Below are 21,667 nucleotides of genomic sequence, written 5' to 3' on the forward strand. Positions count from 1 at the left end.
ACTTCCCTGCGGGCGGGTGGGTGGTTCGCCGGCCTGGCGGCCGGCGCTTCCCACCCACCCGCCCGATTACCCCGCAGCGTCAAGGTGACGGAAGTTCCAGCACCTTCCCGTCAGCCACTTCCAGACGCCTCGTCACGCGGACCGCGTCCAGCATCCTGCGGTCGTGCGTCACCAGGAGCAGCGTGCCCTCGTACGCCTCGAGCGCCGACTCCAGCTGCTCGATCGCCGGTAGGTCGAGGTGGTTCGTCGGCTCGTCGAGGACCAGGAGGTTGACGCCCCGGCCCTGAAGGAGCGCGAGCCCCGCCCGGGTGCGCTCTCCCGGCGAGAGGGTCGCCGCGGGGCGCAGGACGTGGGCGGCCTTCAGGCCGAACTTGGCGAGCAGGGTGCGCACCTCGGCCGGTTCGGTGTCGGGCACGGCCGCGCAGAACGCGTCCAGGAGCGACTCCGGGCCGTGGAAGAGCGCGCGGGCCTGGTCCACCTCGCCGACGAGCACCCCCGAGCCGAGCGCCGCGTGGCCCGCGTCGGTGGGGATGCGGGTCAGCAGGGCACCGAGCAGCGTCGACTTTCCCGCGCCGTTCGCGCCGGTGATCGCCACGCGGTCCGCCCAGTCGATCTGCAGTGTCACCGGGCCCAGCGTGAAGTGGCCGCGGTGCACCTCGGCGTCGCGCAGGGTGGCGACGACGCTGCCGGAGCGCGGCGCCGACGCGATCTCCATCTGCAGCTCCCACTCCTTGCGGGGCTCCTCGACGACGTCGAGCCGCTCGATCATGCGCTGTGTCTGGCGCGCCTTCGACGCCTGCTTCTCGCTGGCGTCGCTGCGGAAGTTCCGGCCGATCTTGTCGTTGTCGCCCGCCTTGCGCCGGGCGTTCTTGACGCCCTTGTCCATCCAGGACCGCTGCATCTGGGAGCGGCTCTCCAGGGCGGACTTCTTGTCGGCGTACTCCTCGAAATCGTCGCGGGCGTGGCGGCGCGCGACCTCGCGCTCCTCCAGATAGGCCTCGTAGCCGCCGCCGTAGAGGTTGATCTGCTGCTGGGCGAGGTCGAGTTCGAGGACCTTGGTGACCGTGCGGGTGAGGAACTCGCGGTCGTGGCTGACGACCACCGTTCCCGCGCGCAGTCCTCGTACGAAGCTCTCCAGGCGGTCGAGGCCCGCCAGGTCGAGGTCGTTGGTCGGCTCGTCCAGGAGGAAGACGTCGTAGCGGGAGAGGAGGAGCGAGGCGAGGCCCGCTCGGGCTGCCTGGCCGCCGGAGAGGGAGGTCATGGGCTGGTCGAGGCTGACGTAGAGGCCGAGGGAGGCGGCGACCTCCTCGGCCCGCTCGTCCAGGTCGGCGCCGCCCAGGGCGAGCCAGCGCTCCAGGCTCAGCGCGTACGCGTCGTCCGCGCCGGGGGTTCCGTCGACCAGGCCCTGGGTGGCCTCGTCCATGGTCCGCTGGGCCTCGTCGACGCCGGTGCGGCGGGCCAGGAAGCTGCGGATGGACTCGCCGGGGCGGCGCTCGGGCTCCTGCGGGAGGTGGCCGACGGACGCGCTGGGCGGGGAGAGGCGCAGTTCGCCGGTCTCCGGGGTGTCCAGGCCCGCGAGGAGGCGGAGCAGGGTCGACTTGCCGGCGCCGTTGGCGCCGACCAGGCCGATGACGTCGCCGGGGGCGACGACCAGCTCCAGGGCGGAGAAGAGGGAGCGGTCGCCGTGGCCGGCGGCGAGATTCTTGGCGACGAGGGTTGCGGTCATCAGGGGGTCGAGTTTAGGCCAGGCCCGAGCCCTCTCGCTGGTCGGCGTCGGTGACGGCGTCGGTGTCGGTGTCGGTGTCGAAGCGAGGGCGGCGCGCCTGGACGGGGGCGCGGGACCGGCGGGCGGTCTGCCGGACCGTGGCCTCGGGGGGCTCCACCGTCCCGGCGATCTCCACGTGGGAGCAGCCGGTGCGGCGGAGTCACGCAGTGGCACAGCGACGCGTGGCGGGCTACCTCACTATCGGCGCCACCAGGACGCTGTCCGTCGTCCGTGCCACCACGAACGACTCCCCCTTGGTCGCCTTCGCGTCCAGCGCGACACGGTGCTCCCCGGGCTCCAGGACACCGTCGAAGACCTGGTGGACCTGGGTGCGGGAGAGCCGGTCGAGGCGGTACGCGATGAGCTGGATCCGGCAGGTCGAGGTGATCTCGACGTCCGCCGAGCCGTCAGCCGCCGCGAGCCGCGTCAGGCGGCGCTGCGCCAAGGGGCTGCGGTCCAGGGCGTGTTCTATCTGCGCGACCAGGAGCGGGATGATCGAGGCCAGGCCGTCGACGTACGCCACCTGGACCCCCGCGCCCTCGAACGCCGCGCGCACCGCGTCGCGCGTCGCCGCGGGGACGGACCGCCCGAAGGCCACCGCCCCGTAGGTCCGCAGCTCGTCCGGCGGCACGCCCGCCGCGTCCGCCGCGATCTCGGCGCCGACACCGATCGTGCGCAGCGCCGCCGCGAGCTTGGCGAGCACGGCGACACGGGCGCCGATCAGGAGCACCCTGCGCCGCGCCGCAGGCTCGCCGCGGGCGAGCAACTTGCCCAGCGCGTCGCGGTATTCGGCGCCGTCGAAGCGGAAGGGCCCTATGCCGTGGTAGCCGTTGAGTTTCAGGTCGGCACGCTCGGCCGTCTGCCAGGCGAAGTCCCGCCAGACGTAGGCGTCGGTGCCGTCCGAGGCCCGCTCGATGACCGCCGTGACCGCCCCGCACTCCAGGCCTTCGCACTCGGGACAGCCGTAGATGACGTGGCGGTCGTCGCGCAGGGGCGCCTCCGCCTCCAGGAGGAGTCCGCGTACGTGGTGGGTGAAGATCGCGGGTGGTACGTCGGAGGCCAGTGGGGAGACGGCGTCGAGGTCGGAGAGCTGGAACAGCAGCGGGCGCCCGTTCACGATGAAGTCGACGAAATCGCGGTGGACTTGATACTCGCCGTTGGCGAGGACTCCACCGGCGCGCATGGCCGGTGCCAGACCGAAGGTCGCGTACTCGGCAGACATGGTGTGAGTATCCCCATCTGGGAGGTGATGTGAGCACGGCATGACGCATTCCGCTACGTTCCTGGGATGGACGGGACGCAGGACGGCGATGTGATCGTGGTGGGCAGTGGTGTCATCGGCCTGACGACCGCGGTGCTCCTTGCCGAGCGCGGGCGCCGGGTGCAGGTGTGGGCGCGGGAGCCCGCCGAGCGGACGACCTCGGCCGTCGCGGGTGCGCTGTGGTGGCCCTATCGCATCGAACCGGCATCCCTGGTCGGTGACTGGTCACTCCGATCCCTGCTCGTGTACGCGGAGTTGGCAGAGCGTGCGGCACAGACCGGCGTACGCATGGTCGATGGCGTACAGGGCGAGACCCGGCTGGACGACCTCGGCCCGTGGGCCGCCCGGGTGCCGGGGTTGCGGCCCACGACCCCGGACGAGTACGCCGGTCCCGGCGTGCGGGCGCGGGTGCCGCTGATCGACATGCCGGTGCATCTGAGGTGGCTGCGCGAGCGCCTGGCGCGTGCGGGCGGGACGGTGGAGGCGCGCACCGCGGGGAGCCTCGACGAGCCGCTGGCCGAGGCTCCTTGCGTGGTCAACTGCTCGGGGATCGGGGCGCGCGGCCTCGTACCCGATCCTTCGGTGCGGCCGGTGCGGGGTCAGCTGGTGATCGTGGAGAACCCGGGCGTGCGGACCTGGTTCGCGTCCGCGGACGACACCGGGCAGAACTCCACCTATTTCTTCCCGCAGCCGGACCGGCTGGTCCTCGGCGGCACGGCGCAGGAGGACGACTGGTCGCTCGACCCCGATCCGGCGGTGGCCGCGGCGATCGTGGAGCGGTGCGCCGCCGTGCGGCCCGAGATCGCGAAGGCGCGGGTGCTCGACCATCAGGTGGGGTTGCGGCCCGTCCGCCCCGCGGTGCGGATCGAGCGCGAACACCGCGCCGGGGGCGGGGTGTTGGTGCACAACTACGGCCACGGCGGGGCCGGGGTCACCGTGGCCTGGGGATGCGCGCAGGAGGCGGCGCGCCTCGCGGACGAAGCGGCCGCCTCCTGAAACGCTGCGGACTCAGGACGACTTGGCGGGGCTCGCCTCCTCGTCGCCGTTGTCGCTGGTGTCGCTCGGGCCGATGCGGAGCTCGAAGTCGCCGTCGTACTGCTCGTGGCCCGCGATCACGGCCTTCTCGACGGCGTCCGTGCCGTGCTCGCCCCGGACGATCAGCGGGTCGTGGCGCAGGTCGCGCATCATGGCCACACACATCCCGATCATCACCAGGGTGAAGGGAGCGGCGACCAGAATCGTCAGATTCTGCAGGCCCGTGAGGGCATTGCCCGACCCGTCGCCGATGAGCAGCATGATCGCCGCCACGGCTCCGGTCACGACACCCCAGAACACGACCACGAGCTTGCCCGGTTCGAGCGCGCCCTTCTGCGAGAGCGTGCCCATGACGATCGACGCCGCGTCGGCACCCGAGACGAAGAAGATGCCCACCAGGATCATCACGAGGAGGCTGGTCACCGTGGCGATCGGATACTCGTGCAGCAGACCGAAGAGCTGGCCCTCGGGGGTCGACTCGCCGCTGAGACCACCGCTCTCCTTCACCTTCATCGCCGATCCGCCGAAGACGGCGAACCAGATGAGGCTGACGGTGCTGGGCACCAGGATGACGCCGCCGACGAACTGCCGGATCGTGCGTCCCCGGCTGATCCGTGCGATGAACATGCCCACGAAGGGCGTCCAGGAGATCCACCAGGCCCAGTAGAAGACGGTCCAGCTGCCCAGCCAGTCCGACACGCCCTTGCCGCTGGACGCCTCGGTGCGTCCGACCAGCTGGGGCAGATCGCCGAGGTAGGCACCCAGCGAGGTCGGCAGCAGGTCGAGGACGATGACGGTCGGGCCCGCGATGAAGACGAACACGACGAGCAGCAGCGCGAGCACCATGTTGATGTTCGAGAGCCACTGCACGCCCTTCTCCACGCCGGAGATGGCGGAGGCCACGAAGGCCACCGTGAGCACGGCGATGATGGCGACGAGCAGGCCCGTGCTCGCGTTGTCCATCCAGTCGAGGACCTCGAAGCCACTGCCGATCTGCAGGGCGCCGAGGCCAAGGGACGCCGCGGAGCCGAACAGCGTCGCGAAGATGGCGATGATGTCGATGACCCTGCCCCAGGCGCCGTTCGCGCGCTTCTCGCCGATGAGCGGCGTGAAGACGGCGCTGATGGTCTGCCTGCGCTTGCGCCGGAAGGTGCTGTACGCGATGGCGAGACCCACGACGGCGTAGATCGCCCAGGGGTGGAGCGTCCAGTGGAAGAGGGTCGTGGCCATCGCCGTTTCCATCTTCGCCGCCGAGTCGGCGGGATCGGTGCCCGGCGGGGGCGTGGTGAAGTGGGCGAGCGGTTCGCTCACGCCGTAGAACATCAGACCGATGCCCATACCGGCGCTGAACATCATCGCGACCCAGGAGATGGTGCGGAACTCCGGCTCCTCGCCCTCCTCACCCAGGGTGATCTTCCCGTATCGGCTGATGGCGAGCCAGAGCGCGAAGACCACGAATCCGCTCGCCGCCAGCATGAAGGCCCAGCCGCCGTTGTGGATCAGGCCGTTGAGCATCTTCGTGGAAGTGCTCTCCAGCGAGTCCGTGGCGACGGCGCCCCAGACCACGAAGGCCAGGGTGAGCACGGCGGTCACACCGAAGACGATGCGGTCGGTCTGGGGATGGCTGCCGCCATGCGCGGCATGCATGAGGTGTCCGTCCCCTCCCCCGTCGCCCGCTTTCTGTTGGTCTTGCGTCACAAGCACACCTCTCACGGTTTCGCATTGGTACAAACTCTGTGGTCCGCTACCCAGTACCACATGTGACGCACCTATCAACCACTCAACAGTCGGTGTCGGGCGAACCTGTGACCAGGTGATAGGGAGCGCGCTCGTCGAGAAGCAACGGTACGAGCGAACGAGCGGATTGCCTCATCGGTACGTAGGCGCCCTTTCCCTCCTTCTTGATCTTCACTCCGTGCAGGGCGAGTTCATCCTTGATGTCGCCGTACTGGGCCGCGTCGAGCCGGTAGCCGCAGGGCGGATCCTGGATCACTTCGGACGGCTCGGCGGGGTCGTTGTCCGCGCCGCCGAGATAGATGGGCCCGCGGTCGCGGAAGCCTTCGAGGCGGGCCGCGCCGGTGGCCGCCTCCAGTTGGCCGCGCCGCTCGTCGGCGTAGGCGAACAGGCCGCCGAGTGCGGAGAGTTGGGACTCCACGCGGCGCCGGTTGTTCAGCGCCTCGTCCTTCTTCTCCGCGTCGGTGAGCGGGTCGACGCGGCTCTCGATGAGCAGGCCCGCGGCGTGCTTGATGCCGGAGACGTTGCGCAGGATGCGCTCCTGGCCGTCGCCCGCGGTCTGCTTGATCGGGTCACCGGTCACGGGATCGGTCCAGATTCCGTACGTTCCCGTCGTGTATCCGGACTTGTTGGCGGCGGGCCTGACATACGCCTCCGAGAGGGTCTTCGCCTCGCCGTGCACCGCCTCGTCGGTGTTGAGGTTGCGCGGCCACAGGTCGAACAGGTCCTTCTCGTAGTACTTGGGGGTGGCCCCGTACTCGTGCAGGTCGTAGATGGAGTCCGGCTGCCGGTCGCGGATGACGGCGGCCATGGCGCGCGCCTCCGCTGTCTGCAGCGAGATGTGGTCGCGGTTGATGTCGACGCCGTCGGAGTTGCCGCGCGTGTCGGCCGCGCGGCCGTCCGGGTTGGCGGTGGAGACGACGAGGAGCGTGGTGCGCGAGAGGAACTTCCGGGTCTCCTTGTCCTTCGCGTACGCCAGGTCGCGGATCGTCGACAGACACGCGTCGCGGCCCGACGGCTCGTCGCCGTGCTGGCTGCAGATCAGCAACACGGTGTTCTTCGTGGGGCGTTCACCGATGCGGACCAGCTGGAGGGGCCGGTCCTGCTTGGTGGTGCCGATGCGGGCGACCGAGACCCGGTCGGTCGACTTGTCGATCGCGGCGAGGAACTTCTGCTCCTCGGGCTGACTGGTCCAGCGTGCGCCGTTGGTCTCCTCGAATCCCGTGCGGGGCGGGGTCGGCGTCGCCTGCGCGGGCACGGTCAGGAGCGGTGCGGCGAGCGCGGCGGCGGTGCAGGCGAGCGCCAGGGTGCGGACTCGGGGTGTGAGGCCGGTGCGGGGTCTCATGAGGTGCTGCCTCCCGGTACGGGGCGGAACGGACGCGGCGGGGCCACGCCGTCGAGACGGGATTCGCGGGGGACGGCGGTCTCGGAGGTGCGGAACGCGCCGGCGCCGCCGACCAGCGGGACCTTCGCCGATGTGCGGGACAGGTCGATGGCGAGGGTCGGGGTGTCGGCGGGGGGATCGATCAGGTCCTTGTCCGTGCCCGCGACGATCAGCGCGAGGCGGTGCCCCTTCGGTACGACGTGGTCGCTCGCGGCGAGGTCGAGGGTGATGGTGTGCGGCTTGCCCGGCGTGAGGGGGCGGCCCTGGTGGTCGTCGGCCCAGTTGCCGAGGTCGGCCCAGCCGCGGCTGAAGACGGTGTAGTCGACGTCGGCGGTCTTGGCCTTCGTCTCCTTGAAGCAGGAGCTGTCGCCGGCGGTGCTCGGACCCCAGCAGGTGCGTTCGGGGAGCGTGGTGATGCCCTCGCCCGCGCTCGCGTAGTCACGGATGGTGGCGGGGCCGAGGTCGACGAGGACCGCGGAGAGGTGGGCGGTGCGGGTCGTCGGGGTCGCGGTGACGGTCACCTCGGAGGATCCGGAGAGGCGCAGGTCACGACCCAGGGGCTTGCTGATGAACCCGGCCTTCGAGGGGGTGGAGGTGTCGATCTGCGCGGCCCAGTCGGTCTCGCTCAGCTTCGGGTCGTCGGTGAAGGTCTCGCTGCCGGTGCCGGGGCGCGTACCCAGGGTGCCGACGCCGGGTGAAGTGCCCTTGCCGGGGCGCAGCTTCACCGTGTCCGTGGTGCGCGGGGGCCAGACGCGATCGGTGCTCCACTGCCCGGGGGCGCGCTCGATGTCGGCCATCGGCTCGCGGTCGATGCCGTTGTCGTAGCCGAGGAGCTCGTGGTCGAACCAGCGGTGCAGGGTGCGCACCCAGTCACCGCGGCGGAAGTCGAACGGGTCGACGTGGCCGGTCTGGCTCAGCCACACCTTGCGGTCGACGCCCTCGTCGGCGAGCGCGTCCCACCACTGGCCGAAGTGCTTCATCCGGACGTTCAGGTCCTGCATGCCGTGCACGGCGAAGACGCTGGCGCGCACCTTGTCCGCGTCCGGGGTGTGGTCGCGCTCGCTCCACACCCGGGTCCAGTCGCCCGTGCGGGGCGCTCCGTCCACGAGCCGTTGCTGTACGGCGCCGCAGCGGGCCCGCGCCTCGGGGCTCTCCACGTAGTCCGAGAGCCACTCGGGGCCGCTGTCGTAGAGCGGGGCGCCCTTGGCGAAGTAGTAGTCGTACCAGGAGGAGATCGCACCGATCGGGACGATCGTCTTCAGGCCCTTGACGCCGGTGGCGGCCACGCCGTTAGCGATGGTGCCGTCGTAGCTCTTTCCGATCATGCCGGTGGCGCCGTTCGTCCAGGACGCCTTGGTGCCCTTGCCACCGGTGCGGGTGGTGTAGCCGCGGGCCCGGCCGTTCAGCCAGTCGACGACGGCCTTGGCGGACTGGACGTCGGAGCGGCCGCCGACGTCCACGCAGCCGTCGGAGCGGTTCGTGCCCGCGAGGTCGACGGCGACGAATCCATAGCCGCGGGGCACGAAGTAGTTGTCGTAGTAGAGCGGGAACTGGACGGGGTTGCCGTCCGCGTCGTACGTCTTCTTCTGGCTCTCGTTGCCGCGCCCGCAGCAGGAGTAGTACGGGCTTGCGTCCATGATCACGGGTATCTTCCGGCCCTCCTTGCCCGGTTCGCGGGGCCGGACGATGTCGACGGCGACGCGGTCGGACTTTCCGTCGCCGTCACCGTCGATCTTCGTGTCGACCCAGACGGACTCGCGGATCGCGCTCTCGTACGAGTAGACGGGCTTGCTCTCACGTGGGGCGCTCGGCGCCCCCTGGGCTGCTCCCGGGGTCACGAGGGTGGCCAGGAGGGCGGCAAGGGCCGCCGTCACCAGTGGTCTGATGATCAAGCGTGTGCGTCGCGCACGTATCGGCATGGCGCGGAAGGTACACCGGTCAACTCCCGCGCGACAGAGGGCCGTACGTGCGGACGACAGGCTCATGGGGCGTTTTGGCACATGTCGGCCGAATGGCGATCGTGTGACAGCAGCGACCATGGACATGACGCGTGGCCCCGGGGCTCAATATGGTCGAGCCATCTACCGAAGTGCCCCTACGACTTGGAGCTCTTGTGCACCGCAGACTCATCGCCCCTGGCGCGCTCGCGGCCTCTCTGCTGCTGGCGATCCCGGCATCGGCCGCTGACTTCACGCCCGGGGCGCCGGGAATCGGCGATCCCTATTACCCGGCGAGCGGCAACGGCGGCTACGACGTCTCGCACTACGACCTGCGGCTGAAGTACCAGCCGAAGACCGACCTGCTCGAAGGCACGGCGACCATCAACGCCACCACGACGCAGGCCCTCTCCCGCTTCAACCTCGACCTCGGCCTGAAGGTCAGCGAGGTGCGCGTCAACGGCAAGAAGGCGGCCTTCAAGAAGTCCGGCGAGCAGGAGCTGGAGATCACTCCGGCGGCCGGGCTGCCCAAGGGCACGCCGATCACCGTCGTCGTGCGGTACGCGGGCAAGCCGTCCGAGGTGAAGATCAACGGCTTCACCGCGTGGGCCCGTACGCCGGACGGCGGTGTGGCGGCGCAGGAGCCGGAGTCGGCCGCCTGGTGGTACCCGTCCAACGACCACCCGCTCGACAAGGCGACGTACGACGTCTCGGTCTCCGTGCCGGACGGCTCGCAGGCCATCTCCAACGGCGTGCTCCAGTCGCAGAGTTCGAAGCTCGGCTGGACGCGCTTCAACTGGCGCTCGAACAAGCCGCAGGCCAGCTATCTGACGACGCTCGCCGTCGGCAAGTTCGACATCACGACCGACAAGACCGCGGACGGACTGCCCGTCCTGAACGCCTACAGCAAGGACCTCGGCGACAACGCGGGGGCCGCGCGGGCGAGCATCGAGCGGTCGACGGAGGTCGCGGAGTGGCTGGAGGGGGTCTTCGGCAAGTACCCCTTCAACGCGCTCGGCGGGTACGTCCCGAACGTGACGAGCGGCTTCGCCCTGGAGACGCAGACCCGGCCGTTCTACAGCCCGAGGCAGTTCGCGAACGGGTCCAACGTGTCCGTCGTGGTGCACGAGCTGGCCCACCAGTGGTACGGCGACAGCGTGTCCGTCGACGGCTGGAAGGACATCTGGATCAACGAGGGCTTCGCGCGGTACAGCCAGTGGCTGTGGTCGGAGAAGGAGGGCGAGGGGACGGCACAGGAGCTCGCGGACTACGTGTACGCCCAGCACCCGGCCGACGACCCGTTCTGGAAGGTCAAGCCGGGCGACCCGGGCCCGGAGAACCAGTTCGACATCGCTGTGTACGACCGCGGGGCGCTGGCCCTGCAGGCGCTGCGGAACGAGATCGGCGAGAAGTCCTTCTCGGCGATCTTGAAGGGGTGGCCGAAGGAGCATGCGTATGGGAACGCGAAGGTGAGTGACTTCGTGAAGTACGCGGAGAAGGTGTCCGGGAAGCCGTTGGCGTCGCTGTTCGACGCCTGGTTGTTCCAGCCCTCCCGGCCGGACGCTCCTGCCGCGCGGGGGGCGGGGATTGCTCGGTCCTCCGCTTCGGGTTCGGCTGCCGCGCCGAAGTCGTGGAAGTCCATCGCTGCGACGAATGGTGTGCACGACCACGGTCACTGATACTGAGCCGCCGCTTCGCGGCGGATGTTTCCCGCCCACCCACCCGAATTCCCGGCAGCGACCTGCTGGGTAGGGCGGGTGGGTGGGGAGTCAGCCCGTCCGGCGTTTGAGGACGAACTCGGCGGAGCCGGTGATTCTCCGGTGCGCCCGAGCCTTGCGGGCCAGCGGCAGGTAGCGGAGGCGTTCCGGCAGGCGTGGGACCACCGTGCGCACGACCTTGCCGAAGCGGCGCAGCCTCCGTTCCTGGACGTCCGTCCAGGGCAGGCCTATGGCCGACCTCGCGTCCGGGGGCATCAGGCCGATCGTGATGAAGCGGCGGAATCGGGCCAGGGGCGGCAGGAGCAGGGGCCACAGGGTGCGCAGGGTCACCCGGAGCAGGTAGGGGCCGCGGTCCGGTGGCGGGACCGGGCGGTCCGTGGCGACCAGGTCGCGGACGACCTCCGTCTGCTCCAGCTCGTCGGCCAGGACCTTCGCGTAGTACGGCCAGAACTCCTCGACCGTCTGCGGCATGTCCCGGTCATGGATGCCGAGGATCCGGCCGACCTGGAGCCACTCCGCGTACAGCTGCCGCTCCTGCGCCTCGGTGAAGGGGCGGCCCAGGTACTTCTGGGCGTGGTGGTAGACGGGGAACCCGGTGGCGTGGACCCACGCGTAGTAGGCGGGCGTCAGCGCGTGATAGCCGCGGCCGTGCGCGTCCGTGCCCCGGATGTGCTGGTGCAGGGCGCGCAGCCTGCGGCCCTCCTCGGCCGCGCTCTCGCCGCCGTACACCCAGGTCTGCAGCGACCGCAGCGACCGCTCGCCGCGCCCCCACGGGTCGGTGCGGAAGACGGAGTACGTGTCGACGCCGGCGCCCACCGCGGGGTGCGCGACCTGCATCGTCAGGGCGGCGGGCAGGGCGAGCAGGGCGCGGACGTCGCCCGCGATGTCCCACAGGATCCCGCCGGGCGGCGGCGGCTCGGGAGCCTGGCTGCGGCTTGGCATCACGGCTCCCAGGGGTCGGCGGGCCCGCCGGTCGGTGCCCGGTTTGTGTGTGTTCCAGTATGCGACGGCCATGGTCACCGCGATCCGCAGGGGCCGCGGCACCAGCGCCACCGCGACCCGTGCGACGCGGCGCAGTGCGCGCTCCTGCCCGGGGGGGGCCAGGTCAGGCCGAGCCGCTCGCGGAGCACCGGCGGCGGCGTGCCCACGTTCACGAGCAGCGCGTAGTGCGCCGACAGCGCCGCGAAGGGCCGCCAGAGCAGGGACGGGATCCACCGCACCGGCGGCGGTCACCGCGATCCGCAGGGGCCGCGGCACCAGCGCCACCGCGATCCGTACGAGCCGTGCGACGCGGCCTGCCCCGGGGGGGCCAGGTCAGGCCGAGCCGCTCGCGGAGCACCGGCGGCAGCGTGCCCACGTTCACGAGCAGCGCGTAGTGCGCCGACAGCGCCGCGAAGGGCCGCCAGAGCAGGGACGGGATCCACCGCACCGGCGGCTTCTGCGGGCGCGCCAGCTCGTCGCCCGAGCAGCTCGACTTCGCCGCGGCGATCCGCGATTTCGCGCAGCGCGAGTGCGGCACGCGTGAGCAGCGCGACGCCCTGACCGCCGCGTCCGGCGGCCCGCACTCCCCCGCCCTCTACGCGAACCTCTATGCGAAGCCGGCCGAATTGGGCTGGCTGGGTGTGTGTCTGCCCGAGGAGTCCAGCGGGTCGGGCGGCGGCATGACGGACGTCACCTAGCGCGCGGCCGCGTACGCCTCCCGGATGATGTCGACGACCGCGTCCGGCTCGCGCAGGGTCGGGAAGTGGTCGCTGTCCCGCAACCGCACTAGGCGGCAGCCCGGGATGCGTGCCGCCATCTCCTCGTTGCAGCGGACCACCTCGGGGTCGTCCTGCTCCCCCAGGGCGAGGACGCACGGCACGTCGAGCTCGCCGAGCCGGCCGAAGGCGGGCGGGTCGGGCACCTGGTGGGGGTGGACGGCGAACCAGGACGGGATCACCGCCTCGATGAGCGACTGCACCTCGGCGTCGTCCCCGGTCCCCGCGGCGGCCGACGTGCGCTTCACCAGGGCCGCGATGCCGTCCATGTCGCCCGCCCGAGCGAGCCGGCCCACCTCCGCCGTGAACTCCTCCATGAGGAAGTCCGGGTTGCCGGTGATCCCGGGGACCAGCAGGGCGAGCCCGGCCACCCGGCCGGGGTCGGCGAGCGCGAGGCCGATGGCCGTGGTGCCGCCCATGCTCGATCCGACGAGGAGCGCCCGCGCGACGTCGAAGTGGTCGAGGACCGCGGTCAGGTCCTCGACGAGCGAGAACGCCGCGGTGGGGGCGGGAGACCTGCCGTACCCCCGCGCGTCGTAGCGGATGACCCGGCGCTCCTGGGCGAGGCGCGGCAGGATCCCGTCCCAGACGCGGGAGTCCGCGACCCCCGGGTGCAGCAGCACCAGCGGCGGCGCGTCAGCGCCCGATCCGCTCGCGCCTCCCGGCTCTCCCGAGTCGTGCGCCCAGAGCTCGCCGTCCTTGACCGGCACCATGAGTTCCATGGTGCGAGCCTGCCGCGACGCCGCCCCGGGCGCCAGACCGGTGGGTCGCACGGCTCCCGGTGGGACCCGAATACGTCCCTCTAGCGGCCAAAACCCGTCCCCGCCGCGACCGGCTCCCCCACGATCCTGCTCGCGAGGCCGGAGGCGAGCTCCGAGACATGGCCCCGCAGCTCGGCATCCGCCGCCGCACGCTCGGCCTCGATCGCGGCCTTGCCGCCCGTCAGCACCTCGTCGCGTTCGCGGGCGCCGTCCGCACGGGCGGCGGCGATCAGGGCCGCGCCTTCCTCCCGGGCCCGCTGCCGCACCAGTGCGGCCTCGTGACGCGCCTCGGCCAGCACCGTCTCCCGGTAGGCCGCTATGCGCTCGGCCTCGCGCCGCAGTTCCGCCGCCGGTCCCCCGGTGACCCCTTCGAGGATCGTGGCGCGCACTTCGAGCACACGGTTGACGCGCAGGATCATGCGCCTGATGAAGAGGTAGAGGGAGCCGAACAGCACGGCTCCGACGGCGAGGTGCTCGACTTCCGGGTTGATCGGCCCCAGCGGCATGGGAATGAGCTGCATGCCGTCGACCTACCCGCTCATCAGTGCCCAACAACGCGCATCTGCAAGGCAGTTGAGTGATGCCCGCCACGTTCCTGCCACGCTTGTGCCGAACGAAGCGGTGGCGCCACCCCGGCGACACGTGGTCTCCGGGGTGACGCCACCGTTTTCGGGCCGTCGCTCCAAGTACTGCTTCGGCTACTTCATGAGGCTCGCGGCCTCGCGGTCCACCCTGCGGCGGATCCCGTACCAGCCGGCGACCAGCGCAGCCCCGATGATCGGGATGAGGTAGAGCGTCTTGCGGCCGATCTCGGGGTCCTTCCACATCAGGCCGAGCACGGCCAGCAGGAAGGCGATCGTGACGATCTCCGTGACCGGGCTGCCGGGGAGCCGGAAGCTGGGCCTGCTGATCAGGCCCTCCTTGGCACGCCGGACGAACGCCAGGTGACAGATCATGATGATCACCCAGGTGCTGATGATGCCGAGGGACGCCACGTTCAGGACGATCTCGAAGGCCTGGCTCGGCATGAGGAAGTTCAGACCGACGCCGAGCACGCACACCGCGGAGGTGAGCAGGATGCCGCCGTAGGGGACCTGGCTCTTGTTCATCCTGGCGGTGAACTTCGGCGCCGAACCGGCCATCGCCATCGAGCGCAGGATGCGGCCCGTGGAGTACAGGCCCGAGTTGAGCGACGACAGCGCCGCCGTGAGGACCACCAGGTTCATCACGTCACCGGCCGCCGGGACGCCGATCTTGGACAGGACCGTCACGAACGGGCTCTGGTCGGCCGAGTACACCGACCCGGGCAGGAGCAGCGCGAGCAGGATGACCGAGCCGACGTAGAAGAGGCCCACGCGCCACATGATGGAGTTCACCGCGCGCGGGACGACCTTCTGCGGGTCGGCGGTCTCGCCCGCCGCGACGCCGACCAGCTCCAGCGAGGCGTACGCGAAGACGACGCCCTGCATGACGATCACGACCGGCATGATGCCGTGCGGCAGGAAGCCGCCGTTGTCGGTGATCACGCTCAGGCCCGGCGTCTGGCCGCCGACGTCGTGCTGGGTGACCAGCAGGAAGATGCCGATCAGCATGAAGGCGATCAGGGCCGCGACCTTGACGATCGCGAACCAGAACTCCATCTCGCCGAAGTACTTCACCGAGATCAGGTTGATCACGAGGACGACGGCGAGGGCGATCAGCGCGAGCACCCACTGGGGGATGTCGGTGAAGAAGCTCCAGTAGTGCGTGTAGAGCGCGATGGCCGTGATGTCGGCGATGCCGGTGGTCGACCAGTTGACGAAGTACATCCAGCCGGCGACGTAGGCGCCCTTCTCGCCGAGGAACTCACGCGCGTAACTGACGAACGAACCCGACGAGGGACGGTAGATGACCATCTCACCGAGGGCGCGGACGACGAAGAAGGCGAAGATGCCGCACACGAGGTACGCGACGGCGAGCGCGGGGCCCGCGGAGTGCAGGCGGCCGCCCGCACCGAGAAAGAGTCCAGTTCCGATCGCGCCACCGATGGCGATCATGTTGACGTGACGGGCCTTGAGGTCCTTGCTGTAACCGGCGTCGCCCGCGTCCGCGGGGGCTTGGGACGCATCTGTGCGGGATGCGTCCGCAGCGGCCGTGTCTACGGCTTCCTTGCTCACGTGGGGGGTCTACTCTCTGGTGCCCGGAAAACTCCGGTGTCCGGATGTGCTCCGGTCCACGACACCCCTGACGTGCGTGGACCGACGCGACACCTTCCCCCAGGGATCGCCCGGCATGCGGTGGCGCACGTCACATAGCGGCACTTCTCACATGGTGGGCAGGGGGTGTACACCCACTGATCGCCGGGTGTACAGCGTATGGATCAGCGGGTGCACGACCCGTGGGTCAGGGTGCGTAGAGCGCGCTGATGGCGTCCTCGTACTTCTCCCTGATGACCCGGCGGCGCAGCTTCAGGGACGGTGTCAGCTCCCCTGTCTCGGGGCCCCACTCCTCGCCCAGGAGCCGGTACCGCTTGATCTGCTCGGTGCGGTTGAGGCGCGCGTTGGCCGCCTCGACGGCCCGCGCGACCTCTTCCCGCACGGCCTCGCTCTCCATCAGGTCACCCGTGATCCCGCGCGCCGCGGCCCACGCGGGGGCCATCTCGGCGTCCAGGACGAGCAGCGCCACCAGGTAGGAGCGGCCGTCGCCGTGGACGAGGGCCTGGCCTATGAGGGGGTGCTCCTTGAGGGTGTTCTCGACGAGTGCGGGCGAGACGTTCTTGCCCGTCGAGGTCACGATCAGTTCCTTCTTGCGGTCGGTGAGCCAGAGGTAGCCGTCCTCGTCGATGCGCCCGACGTCGCCGGTGGGGAACCAGCCGTCCGCGTCGCAGGCTGACGCGACACCGCCGTCGGGGAGCAGATAGCCGTCGAAGACGGTCGCGCCGCGCACCAGGATCTCGCCGTCGGCGTCGGTGCGGATCTCCAGGCCCTCCAGGGGCTTGCCCACCGAGCCGAGGCGGAAGCCTGCCGGGGTGTTGATGGTGACGACCCCGGTCGTCTCCGTCAGGCCCCACGCGTCCATGATCACGAGGCCGAAGCCCGACCAGAAGCGCACGATGTCCATCGGCATCGACGCCGCCGCGCTCGCCGTCCACACCAGGCGGTCGAACCCGGCCAGGGAGAGCAGCGGATCGAGGACGTTCTGCTTGGCCTCGCGGTACGCCGTCTCGATGTCGGCCGGGGCTTCCTCACCGCGTTCTACGTACGCCACGCGCGCGCGTACCGCCTCGTTCGCCCTCTCGATCGACTCCTGCTGCTCCTGGGGCAGCCCCGAGAGAGCGGCCCGTACGGACGCGGCCAGCTTCTCCCACACGCGCGGGACCCCGAAGAACTGCGCGGGGTGCAGCTCGCGCGCGGTCGCGGCGACGGCGTTCGGATCCACGCACAGGTGCACGTGCGAGACGCGGAACACCGGCAGGTAGATGCCGAGCATGCGCTCCGCGACATGAGCGAAGGGGAGGTAGCTGATGTGCTCGACGAAGTCGGGCAGCTCGACGACGGCGTCCAGGGCGACAGCGTTGAGGACGACGTTGCGGTGCGTGATGCGGACGCCCTTGGGGTCGCCGGTGGTGCCCGAGGTGTAGACGACGGTCAGCGGATCGTCGGCCCGCGACTCGTGCCAGCCCTTCTCGAAGGCGTCCGGGTCGAACAGTCGGCCTCCCGTGGCGTACAGGGAGCCGTACGTGCGGTGCTGGCCCGCCTCGGCCGCCTCGACGACCACCAGGCGCTCCAGCGGAGCCGTGTCGTCCGTCAGGAGGGGCTCCCACCGGGCCAGCTCGTGGGCGCCCTCGACGATCGCGAAGCGGGCGCGGCTGTGCCGGGCGATGTGCGCGATCTGTTCGGGGGCCGATGTGTTGTACACGGTGACGGGGACCGCGCCGAGGTGCACGAGGGCGAGATCGCTCAGCCAGTGTTCGGGGCGGTTGCCCATCATCATCAGGACGTGCTCGCCGCGCCGCACGCCGAGCGCCGCGTATCCGGCGGCCAGGACGGCGACCTTGCGGCGCGCCTCGCGCCAGGTCAGCGTCGTCCACTCCCCTTCGGGGGTGGCACGCCAGGAGAGTGCGGGGCGGTCGCCGTGGTCCTCGGCGTTGCGGAGCAGCAGGGCCGGCAGCGTGATGTCGGCGGGTTCCCCGGGGAGTCGCAGGATCGTGGTCATGACCGCCTCCTGGCGTCATCGACGAAGCAAGTGACTGGGCCGGACGCTTTCACAACAGTGGTGAGACAGCAATACTGTTGCACCTGATCGGTGCACAACTGTCGGTGCACAACTGGGGAGGCGAAGCGCTGCCATGACGATGACGACGACGTCGGACACCGACGAGCCGACGCTCACGGTCGACGAACTGGCCGCACGCGCGGGCGTCACCGTCCGCACCATCCGCTTCTACAGCACCAAGGGCCTGCTTCCGCCGCCCGTGATCGGCCCGCGCCGGGTCGGTCACTACGGCCAGGAGCATCTGTCCCGGCTCGGTCTCATCGAGGAGTTGCAGCACCAGGGCATGACGCTGGCGGCGATCGAGCGGTACCTGGAACAGCTGCCGCCCGATCTGAGCGCCCACGACCTCGCCATCCACCGTGCGGTGGTGGCCTCCTGGGCCCCCGACTCGGCCGAGGACACCGACCGCGGGGAGCTGGAGCGCAGGGCGGGCCGTTCGCTGACCGACGCGGATCTTGACCGGCTCTCGGCGATGGGGGTCGTCGCGCCGACGGAGCTCCCGGGGGCGTACCGCGTCGACCCGGGGCTGCTGCGCCTGGGGGTGGAGCTGCTCGACGTACCCATCGCGCACGAGACGATCCTGGCGGCGCGCACGGTCCTGATGGAGCACACCCGCTCGGCGGCCGTCGAGCTGTCCCGGCTCTTCCGCGACGAGGTGTGGGGCCCTTACCGCGAGCGGGAGTCGGACCCGGAGCACGTGGCGGCGATGCGGTCCCTGTCGGCCCATATGCAGCCGATGGTGGTGCAGGCCCTGGTGACGGCGTTCCAGCGGTCCTTGAAGGAAGAGCTGCGGGAGTGGCTCACGGAGAGCTGAGCCACTCCCCCCCCCAACACCCTTGCTACACCTTGACGTTGGCCGCGGTGGCGCTCGGCGCCTCGTCCCGCGTGGCCTGGAGCAGCCGCGTGGCGTAGACCTCGGCGAGGACACCCAGGTCCTGCCTGGCTTCCGCGGGACCGGAGTTGTCCCGGAGCTTGAGCGTGCCGACGTACTTGCCCTGGAGGATGACGATCTCCAGGGTGTTCTTCTCGGCGGGCCTCGTGAACCCGAAGGCGACGCTGTCGGCGCCCTGCTTCGGCCCGTCGACGACCTTGAGCTCGTGCTTGTTGTCGCGCACGTAGCTGTCCCAGGCCGCGAAGGCGCGCTGGGCGGCCCTGTCGTCGCGGTACACGATCACGTCGTAACTCGCGCCCTCGCCCTTGTCGTTGCTGTGGTAGCCGACCTGGCCGTTGGCGACGGCGTTCTTGCACTTGCCGCCGGGGGCCTTGCACACGGACGGCGCCTTGGCGCGGCTGTGCAGCTCCGTGCCGACGTTGCGCAGGGCGGCGGGCATGGTGTCGGTGGGCGGCAGGACCGCCTTGGCGTCCTGGGCGCCGCTCAGCGAGCCGCCGCCCTTCGCGGCGGAGCCGCCGCCGGTGGCGCCGCCGATGGTGCGGCTGTGCGACGAGCCCGAACCCGACTTGTGCTTCTTGTTCTTCTTCTTTCCCCCGCAGCCCGTCAGGGCCAGCGAGAGCACCAGCACCCCGACGCCCACTGCTCGCGTCGTTCCCCCAGTTGTCAACCGCACAGCGGTCATCCTCCGTTTGTCGTGATCATGCTCTACGGCAGGATACGACGACGCGGCAGGAAGGCCCCCGGTTCCGCCCCCTCAAGGGCGGAACCGCAGGTGAGCACGTCAGTTCAGGTCAGTTGTCGCTGAACTTCTCGCCCCTGTCGGCCTTTTCGACCAGCAGCGCGGGCGGCGTGAACCGCTCGCCGTAGCGGTCGGCCAGCTCGCGCGCGCGAGCCACGAACCCGGGCAGGCCGCCTTCGTAGCCGTTGATGTACTGGAGCACGCCGCCGGTCCAGCCGGGGAAGCCGATGCCGAAGATGGAACCGATGTTGGCGTCCGCGACGGACGTGAGGACGCCCTCCTCCACCAGGCGCACGGTGTCGAGCGCCTCCGAGAAGAGCATGCGCTCCTGCATGTCCTCGAACGGGATCTCCGTGCCCGCCTTGGTGAAGTGCTCGCGCAGGCCCGGCCACAGGCCGGCGCGCTTGCCGTCCACGTAGTCGTAGAAGCCCGCTCCCCCGCTCCTGCCGGGACGCTCGAACTCGTCCACCATGCGGTCGATGACGGAGTCCGAGGGGTGCCCGGCCCAGGTGCCGCCTGCCTCCTCGACGGCGCGCTTGGTCTCGTTGCGGATCTTGCGCGGCAGGGTGAGGGTCAGCTCGTCCATCAGGGAGAGGACCTTCGCCGGGTAGCCCGCCTGGGCCGCCGCCTGCTCGATCGACGCGGGCTCGATGCCCTCGCCGACCATCGCGACGCCTTCGTTGATGAAGTGCCCGATCACGCGCGAGGTGAAGAAGCCGCGCGAGTCGTTGACGACGATCGGCGTCTTGCTGATCTGGCGTACGAGGTCGAAGGCGCGCGCAAGGGCCTCGTCCCCGGTCCGCTCGCCCTTGATGATCTCGACGAGCGGCATCTTGTCGACGGGCGAGAAGAAGTGCAGGCCGATGAAGTCGACCGGCCGCGTGACGCCCTCGGCGAGCTGGGTGATCGGCAGCGTCGAGGTGTTGGAGCACAGCAGCGCGTCGGGCTCGATGACGTCCTGGATCTCCTGGAACACCTTGTGCTTGAGCGAGGTGTCCTCGAAGACGGCCTCGATCACGGCGTCGCAGCCCGCGAGGTCCTGCGGGTCGGCGGTCGGCGTGATGCGGGCGAGCAGCGCGTCGGCCTTCTCCTGGGTCGTACGCCCCCGCTGAACCGCCTTGGCGCACAGCTTCTCGGAGTAGGCCTTGCCCTTGGCGGCGGCCTCGGCGGAGACGTCCTTCAGGACGACCTCGATGCCCGCGCGGGCGCACGAGTAGGCGATGCCCGCGCCCATCATCCCGGCGCCGAGCACGGCGGCCTTGCGGACCGGGCGCGGCTCGATGCCCTTGGGCCGGTTGGCGCCGGAGTTGACGGCCTGGAGGTCGAAGAAGAACGCCTGGATCATGTTCTTCGCGGTCTGCCCGGTGACCAGCTCGGTGAAGTACCGGGCCTCGATGGTCAGCGCGGTCTCGAAGTCGACCTGCGAGCCCTCGACGGCGGCCGCGAGGATGTTGCGCGGGGCCGGGTAGGGGGCGCCGTTGATCTGCTTCTTGAGGTTGGCCGGGAAGGCGGGCAGGTTCGCCGCGAACTTCGGGTTGGCCGGGGTGCCGCCGGGGATGCGGTAGCCGGGCTTGTCCCAGGGCTGCGCCGACTCGGGGTTGGCGTCGATGAAGGCGCGGGCCTTCTCGATCATCTCCTCGCGGGTGGCGGCCACTTCGTGGATCAGGCCGTTCTCCAGGGCGCGCTTCGGGGAGTACTGGGTGCCCTGGAGGAGCACCTTGAGGAGCGCGTCCGCGATGCCCATGAGGCGCACCGTGCGGGTCACGCCGCCGCCCGCCGGGAGCAGGCCGAGGGTGACCTCGGGCAGGCCGATCTTGGATCCGGGCGCGTCGAGCGCGACGCGGTGGTGGCTGGCCAGGGCGATCTCGTAACCGCCGCCGAGGGCCGCGCCGTTGATCGCGGCGACGACCGGCTTGCCCAGGGTCTCGATGCGGCGCAGGGAGGCCTTGATGGCGACGCCCGCCTCGAACGCGTCCTGCGCGTTCTCGGGGCCCGCCTGCATCATGTCCTTGAGGTCACCGCCCGCGAAGAAGGTCTTCTTGGCGGAGGTGTAGATGATGCCGCGGATGGAGTCCTTCTCGGCCTCCGCGCGCTCGGCGATCGCCGCGATGGAGTCCTTGAACCCCTGGTTCATGGTGTTCGCGGACTGGTTGGGGTCGTCGAGGACGAGGGTGAGGATGCCGGTGGCGTCCATTTCCCAGCGGATGGTGGTGCTTTCTTGCGTCATGACGTTCTCCGTGAAGTCTGTTGTGGGCGGGGGCGGGGCGGGATCCGGGGAGGGTGGCTGAGGGGATGTGACCGGCTGACCGCTGGTGGGGGCTGATCGCGCAGTTCCCCGCGCCCCTGAGATGCGCACTGCGTGCGCCATCTCAGGGGCGCGCACCGGGGAAGGCAGCGGCGAAGCCGCACGCCTTCAGGGGCGCGGGGAAC

17 protein-coding genes and 1 pseudogene are annotated in these 21,667 nt (G+C 70.5%); 4 read left to right on the forward strand and 14 right to left on the reverse strand.

Annotated elements, in window-relative coordinates:
• Nucleotides 1–79: 79 nt before the first annotated feature.
• The 3 genes from M4V62_RS07730 to M4V62_RS07740 form a co-directional block, all read right to left on the reverse strand.
• Nucleotides 80–1,726, reverse strand: a complete 1,647-nt coding sequence (locus M4V62_RS07730; RefSeq protein WP_249586484.1) for an ABC-F family ATP-binding cassette domain-containing protein — start codon at nucleotides 1,724–1,726, stop codon at nucleotides 80–82.
• Between the two features lie 13 nt (nucleotides 1,727–1,739).
• Complete coding sequence (locus M4V62_RS43570; protein ID WP_283779073.1) at nucleotides 1,740–1,883, reverse strand: hypothetical protein; 144 nt, start codon at nucleotides 1,881–1,883, stop codon at nucleotides 1,740–1,742.
• Between the two features lie 72 nt (nucleotides 1,884–1,955).
• The gene (locus M4V62_RS07740) at nucleotides 1,956–2,987 is read right to left on the reverse strand and encodes an oxidoreductase (protein ID WP_249586485.1); all 1,032 of its coding nucleotides are present in this window, start codon (nucleotides 2,985–2,987) and stop codon (nucleotides 1,956–1,958) included.
• Between the two features lie 66 nt (nucleotides 2,988–3,053).
• Between M4V62_RS07740 and M4V62_RS07745 the strand changes: the two genes are divergently transcribed.
• Nucleotides 3,054–4,022, forward strand: a complete 969-nt coding sequence (locus M4V62_RS07745; protein ID WP_249586486.1) for an FAD-dependent oxidoreductase — start codon at nucleotides 3,054–3,056, stop codon at nucleotides 4,020–4,022.
• 12 nt (nucleotides 4,023–4,034) lie between these two features.
• Here the strand turns inward: M4V62_RS07745 and M4V62_RS07750 are convergent, their stop codons facing one another.
• From M4V62_RS07750 to M4V62_RS07760, 3 genes are all read right to left on the reverse strand, one after another.
• Entirely contained in the window at nucleotides 4,035–5,708 is a 1,674-nt protein-coding gene (locus tag M4V62_RS07750) for a BCCT family transporter (RefSeq protein ID WP_249586487.1), read from the reverse strand.
• 133 nt (nucleotides 5,709–5,841) lie between these two features.
• Entirely contained in the window at nucleotides 5,842–7,140 is a 1,299-nt protein-coding gene (locus M4V62_RS07755) for a M14 family metallopeptidase (RefSeq protein WP_249586488.1), read from the reverse strand.
• Complete coding sequence (locus M4V62_RS07760; protein ID WP_249586489.1) at nucleotides 7,137–9,098, reverse strand: Xaa-Pro dipeptidyl-peptidase; 1,962 nt, start codon at nucleotides 9,096–9,098, stop codon at nucleotides 7,137–7,139. Before M4V62_RS07760 ends, M4V62_RS07755 begins: the two co-directional genes overlap by 4 nt.
• A 194-nt stretch (nucleotides 9,099–9,292) precedes the next feature.
• Here M4V62_RS07760 and M4V62_RS07765 point away from each other — a divergent pair, with 194 nt between their 5' ends.
• Nucleotides 9,293–10,795 (forward strand): M1 family metallopeptidase, encoded by a 1,503-nt coding sequence (locus M4V62_RS07765; RefSeq protein ID WP_249586490.1) that lies wholly within the window; start codon nucleotides 9,293–9,295, stop codon nucleotides 10,793–10,795.
• A gap of 90 nt (nucleotides 10,796–10,885) precedes the next feature.
• Here the strand turns inward: M4V62_RS07765 and M4V62_RS07770 are convergent, their stop codons facing one another.
• Together M4V62_RS07770 and M4V62_RS43710 are read right to left on the reverse strand one after the other, a co-directional pair.
• On the reverse strand, nucleotides 10,886–11,776 hold the full coding sequence (locus M4V62_RS07770) for an oxygenase MpaB family protein (protein ID WP_249586491.1): 891 nt from the start codon (nucleotides 11,774–11,776) through the stop codon (nucleotides 10,886–10,888).
• 208 nt (nucleotides 11,777–11,984) lie between these two features.
• The gene (locus tag M4V62_RS43710; RefSeq protein ID WP_347277030.1) at nucleotides 11,985–12,353 is read right to left on the reverse strand and encodes an oxygenase MpaB family protein; all 369 of its coding nucleotides are present in this window, start codon (nucleotides 12,351–12,353) and stop codon (nucleotides 11,985–11,987) included.
• On the opposite strand from M4V62_RS43710, the pseudogene M4V62_RS07775 reads away from it, so the two are divergent.
• Nucleotides 12,253–12,504 (forward strand): annotated as a pseudogene (locus tag M4V62_RS07775) (acyl-CoA dehydrogenase family protein); the annotation flags it as partial. The gene M4V62_RS43710 and the pseudogene M4V62_RS07775 sit on opposite strands and share 101 nt — an antisense overlap.
• 5 nt (nucleotides 12,505–12,509) lie before the next feature.
• On the opposite strand, the gene M4V62_RS07780 reads toward M4V62_RS07775, so the two are convergent.
• The 4 genes from M4V62_RS07780 to M4V62_RS07795 form a co-directional block, all read right to left on the reverse strand.
• Complete coding sequence (locus M4V62_RS07780; protein WP_249586492.1) at nucleotides 12,510–13,313, reverse strand: alpha/beta fold hydrolase; 804 nt, start codon at nucleotides 13,311–13,313, stop codon at nucleotides 12,510–12,512.
• 80 nt (nucleotides 13,314–13,393) lie between these two features.
• Entirely contained in the window at nucleotides 13,394–13,873 is a 480-nt protein-coding gene (locus M4V62_RS07785; RefSeq protein WP_249586493.1) for a F0F1 ATP synthase subunit B family protein, read from the reverse strand.
• Nucleotides 13,874–14,050: 177 nt separating this feature from the next.
• Complete coding sequence (locus M4V62_RS07790; RefSeq protein ID WP_249586494.1) at nucleotides 14,051–15,508, reverse strand: amino acid permease; 1,458 nt, start codon at nucleotides 15,506–15,508, stop codon at nucleotides 14,051–14,053.
• Nucleotides 15,509–15,734: 226 nt separating this feature from the next.
• On the reverse strand, nucleotides 15,735–17,546 hold the full coding sequence (locus M4V62_RS07795) for an AMP-dependent synthetase/ligase (protein ID WP_249586495.1): 1,812 nt from the start codon (nucleotides 17,544–17,546) through the stop codon (nucleotides 15,735–15,737).
• Nucleotides 17,547–17,685: 139 nt separating this feature from the next.
• On the opposite strand from M4V62_RS07795, the gene M4V62_RS07800 reads away from it, so the two are divergent.
• Nucleotides 17,686–18,420, forward strand: coding sequence for a MerR family transcriptional regulator (locus tag M4V62_RS07800; RefSeq protein ID WP_249592735.1), 735 nt, complete (start codon nucleotides 17,686–17,688; stop codon nucleotides 18,418–18,420).
• A 25-nt stretch (nucleotides 18,421–18,445) separates the two neighbouring features.
• On the opposite strand, the gene M4V62_RS07805 is transcribed toward M4V62_RS07800, so the two are convergent.
• Together M4V62_RS07805 and M4V62_RS07810 are read right to left on the reverse strand one after the other, a co-directional pair.
• Entirely contained in the window at nucleotides 18,446–19,138 is a 693-nt protein-coding gene (locus tag M4V62_RS07805) for a hypothetical protein (protein WP_249586496.1), read from the reverse strand.
• Nucleotides 19,139–19,289: 151 nt separating this feature from the next.
• Complete coding sequence (locus M4V62_RS07810; RefSeq protein WP_249586497.1) at nucleotides 19,290–21,464, reverse strand: 3-hydroxyacyl-CoA dehydrogenase NAD-binding domain-containing protein; 2,175 nt, start codon at nucleotides 21,462–21,464, stop codon at nucleotides 19,290–19,292.
• Nucleotides 21,465–21,667: the final 203 nt, after the last annotated feature.

The sequence above is a fragment of the Streptomyces durmitorensis genome (assembly GCF_023498005.1).
Taxonomy (GTDB): Bacteria; Actinomycetota; Actinomycetes; order Streptomycetales; family Streptomycetaceae; genus Streptomyces; species Streptomyces durmitorensis.

Coding starts and splice junctions, on each gene's coding strand:
- M4V62_RS07730 (WP_249586484.1), bottom strand. CDS start 1,726: ATGACCGCAACCCTCGTCGCCAAGAATCTCGCCGCCGGCCACGGCGAC.
- M4V62_RS07740 (WP_249586485.1), bottom strand. CDS start 2,987: ATGTCTGCCGAGTACGCGACCTTCGGTCTGGCACCGGCCATGCGCGCC.
- M4V62_RS07745 (WP_249586486.1), top strand. CDS start 3,054: ATGGACGGGACGCAGGACGGCGATGTGATCGTGGTGGGCAGTGGTGTC.
- M4V62_RS07750 (WP_249586487.1), bottom strand. CDS start 5,708: ATGCATGCCGCGCATGGCGGCAGCCATCCCCAGACCGACCGCATCGTC.
- M4V62_RS07755 (WP_249586488.1), bottom strand. CDS start 7,140: ATGAGACCCCGCACCGGCCTCACACCCCGAGTCCGCACCCTGGCGCTC.
- M4V62_RS07760 (WP_249586489.1), bottom strand. CDS start 9,098: ATGCCGATACGTGCGCGACGCACACGCTTGATCATCAGACCACTGGTG.
- M4V62_RS07770 (WP_249586491.1), bottom strand. CDS start 11,776: ATGCCAAGCCGCAGCCAGGCTCCCGAGCCGCCGCCGCCCGGCGGGATC.
- M4V62_RS07780 (WP_249586492.1), bottom strand. CDS start 13,313: ATGGAACTCATGGTGCCGGTCAAGGACGGCGAGCTCTGGGCGCACGAC.
- M4V62_RS07785 (WP_249586493.1), bottom strand. CDS start 13,873: ATGCAGCTCATTCCCATGCCGCTGGGGCCGATCAACCCGGAAGTCGAG.
- M4V62_RS07795 (WP_249586495.1), bottom strand. CDS start 17,546: ATGACCACGATCCTGCGACTCCCCGGGGAACCCGCCGACATCACGCTG.
- M4V62_RS07800 (WP_249592735.1), top strand. CDS start 17,686: ATGACGACGACGTCGGACACCGACGAGCCGACGCTCACGGTCGACGAA.
- M4V62_RS07810 (WP_249586497.1), bottom strand. CDS start 21,464: ATGACGCAAGAAAGCACCACCATCCGCTGGGAAATGGACGCCACCGGC.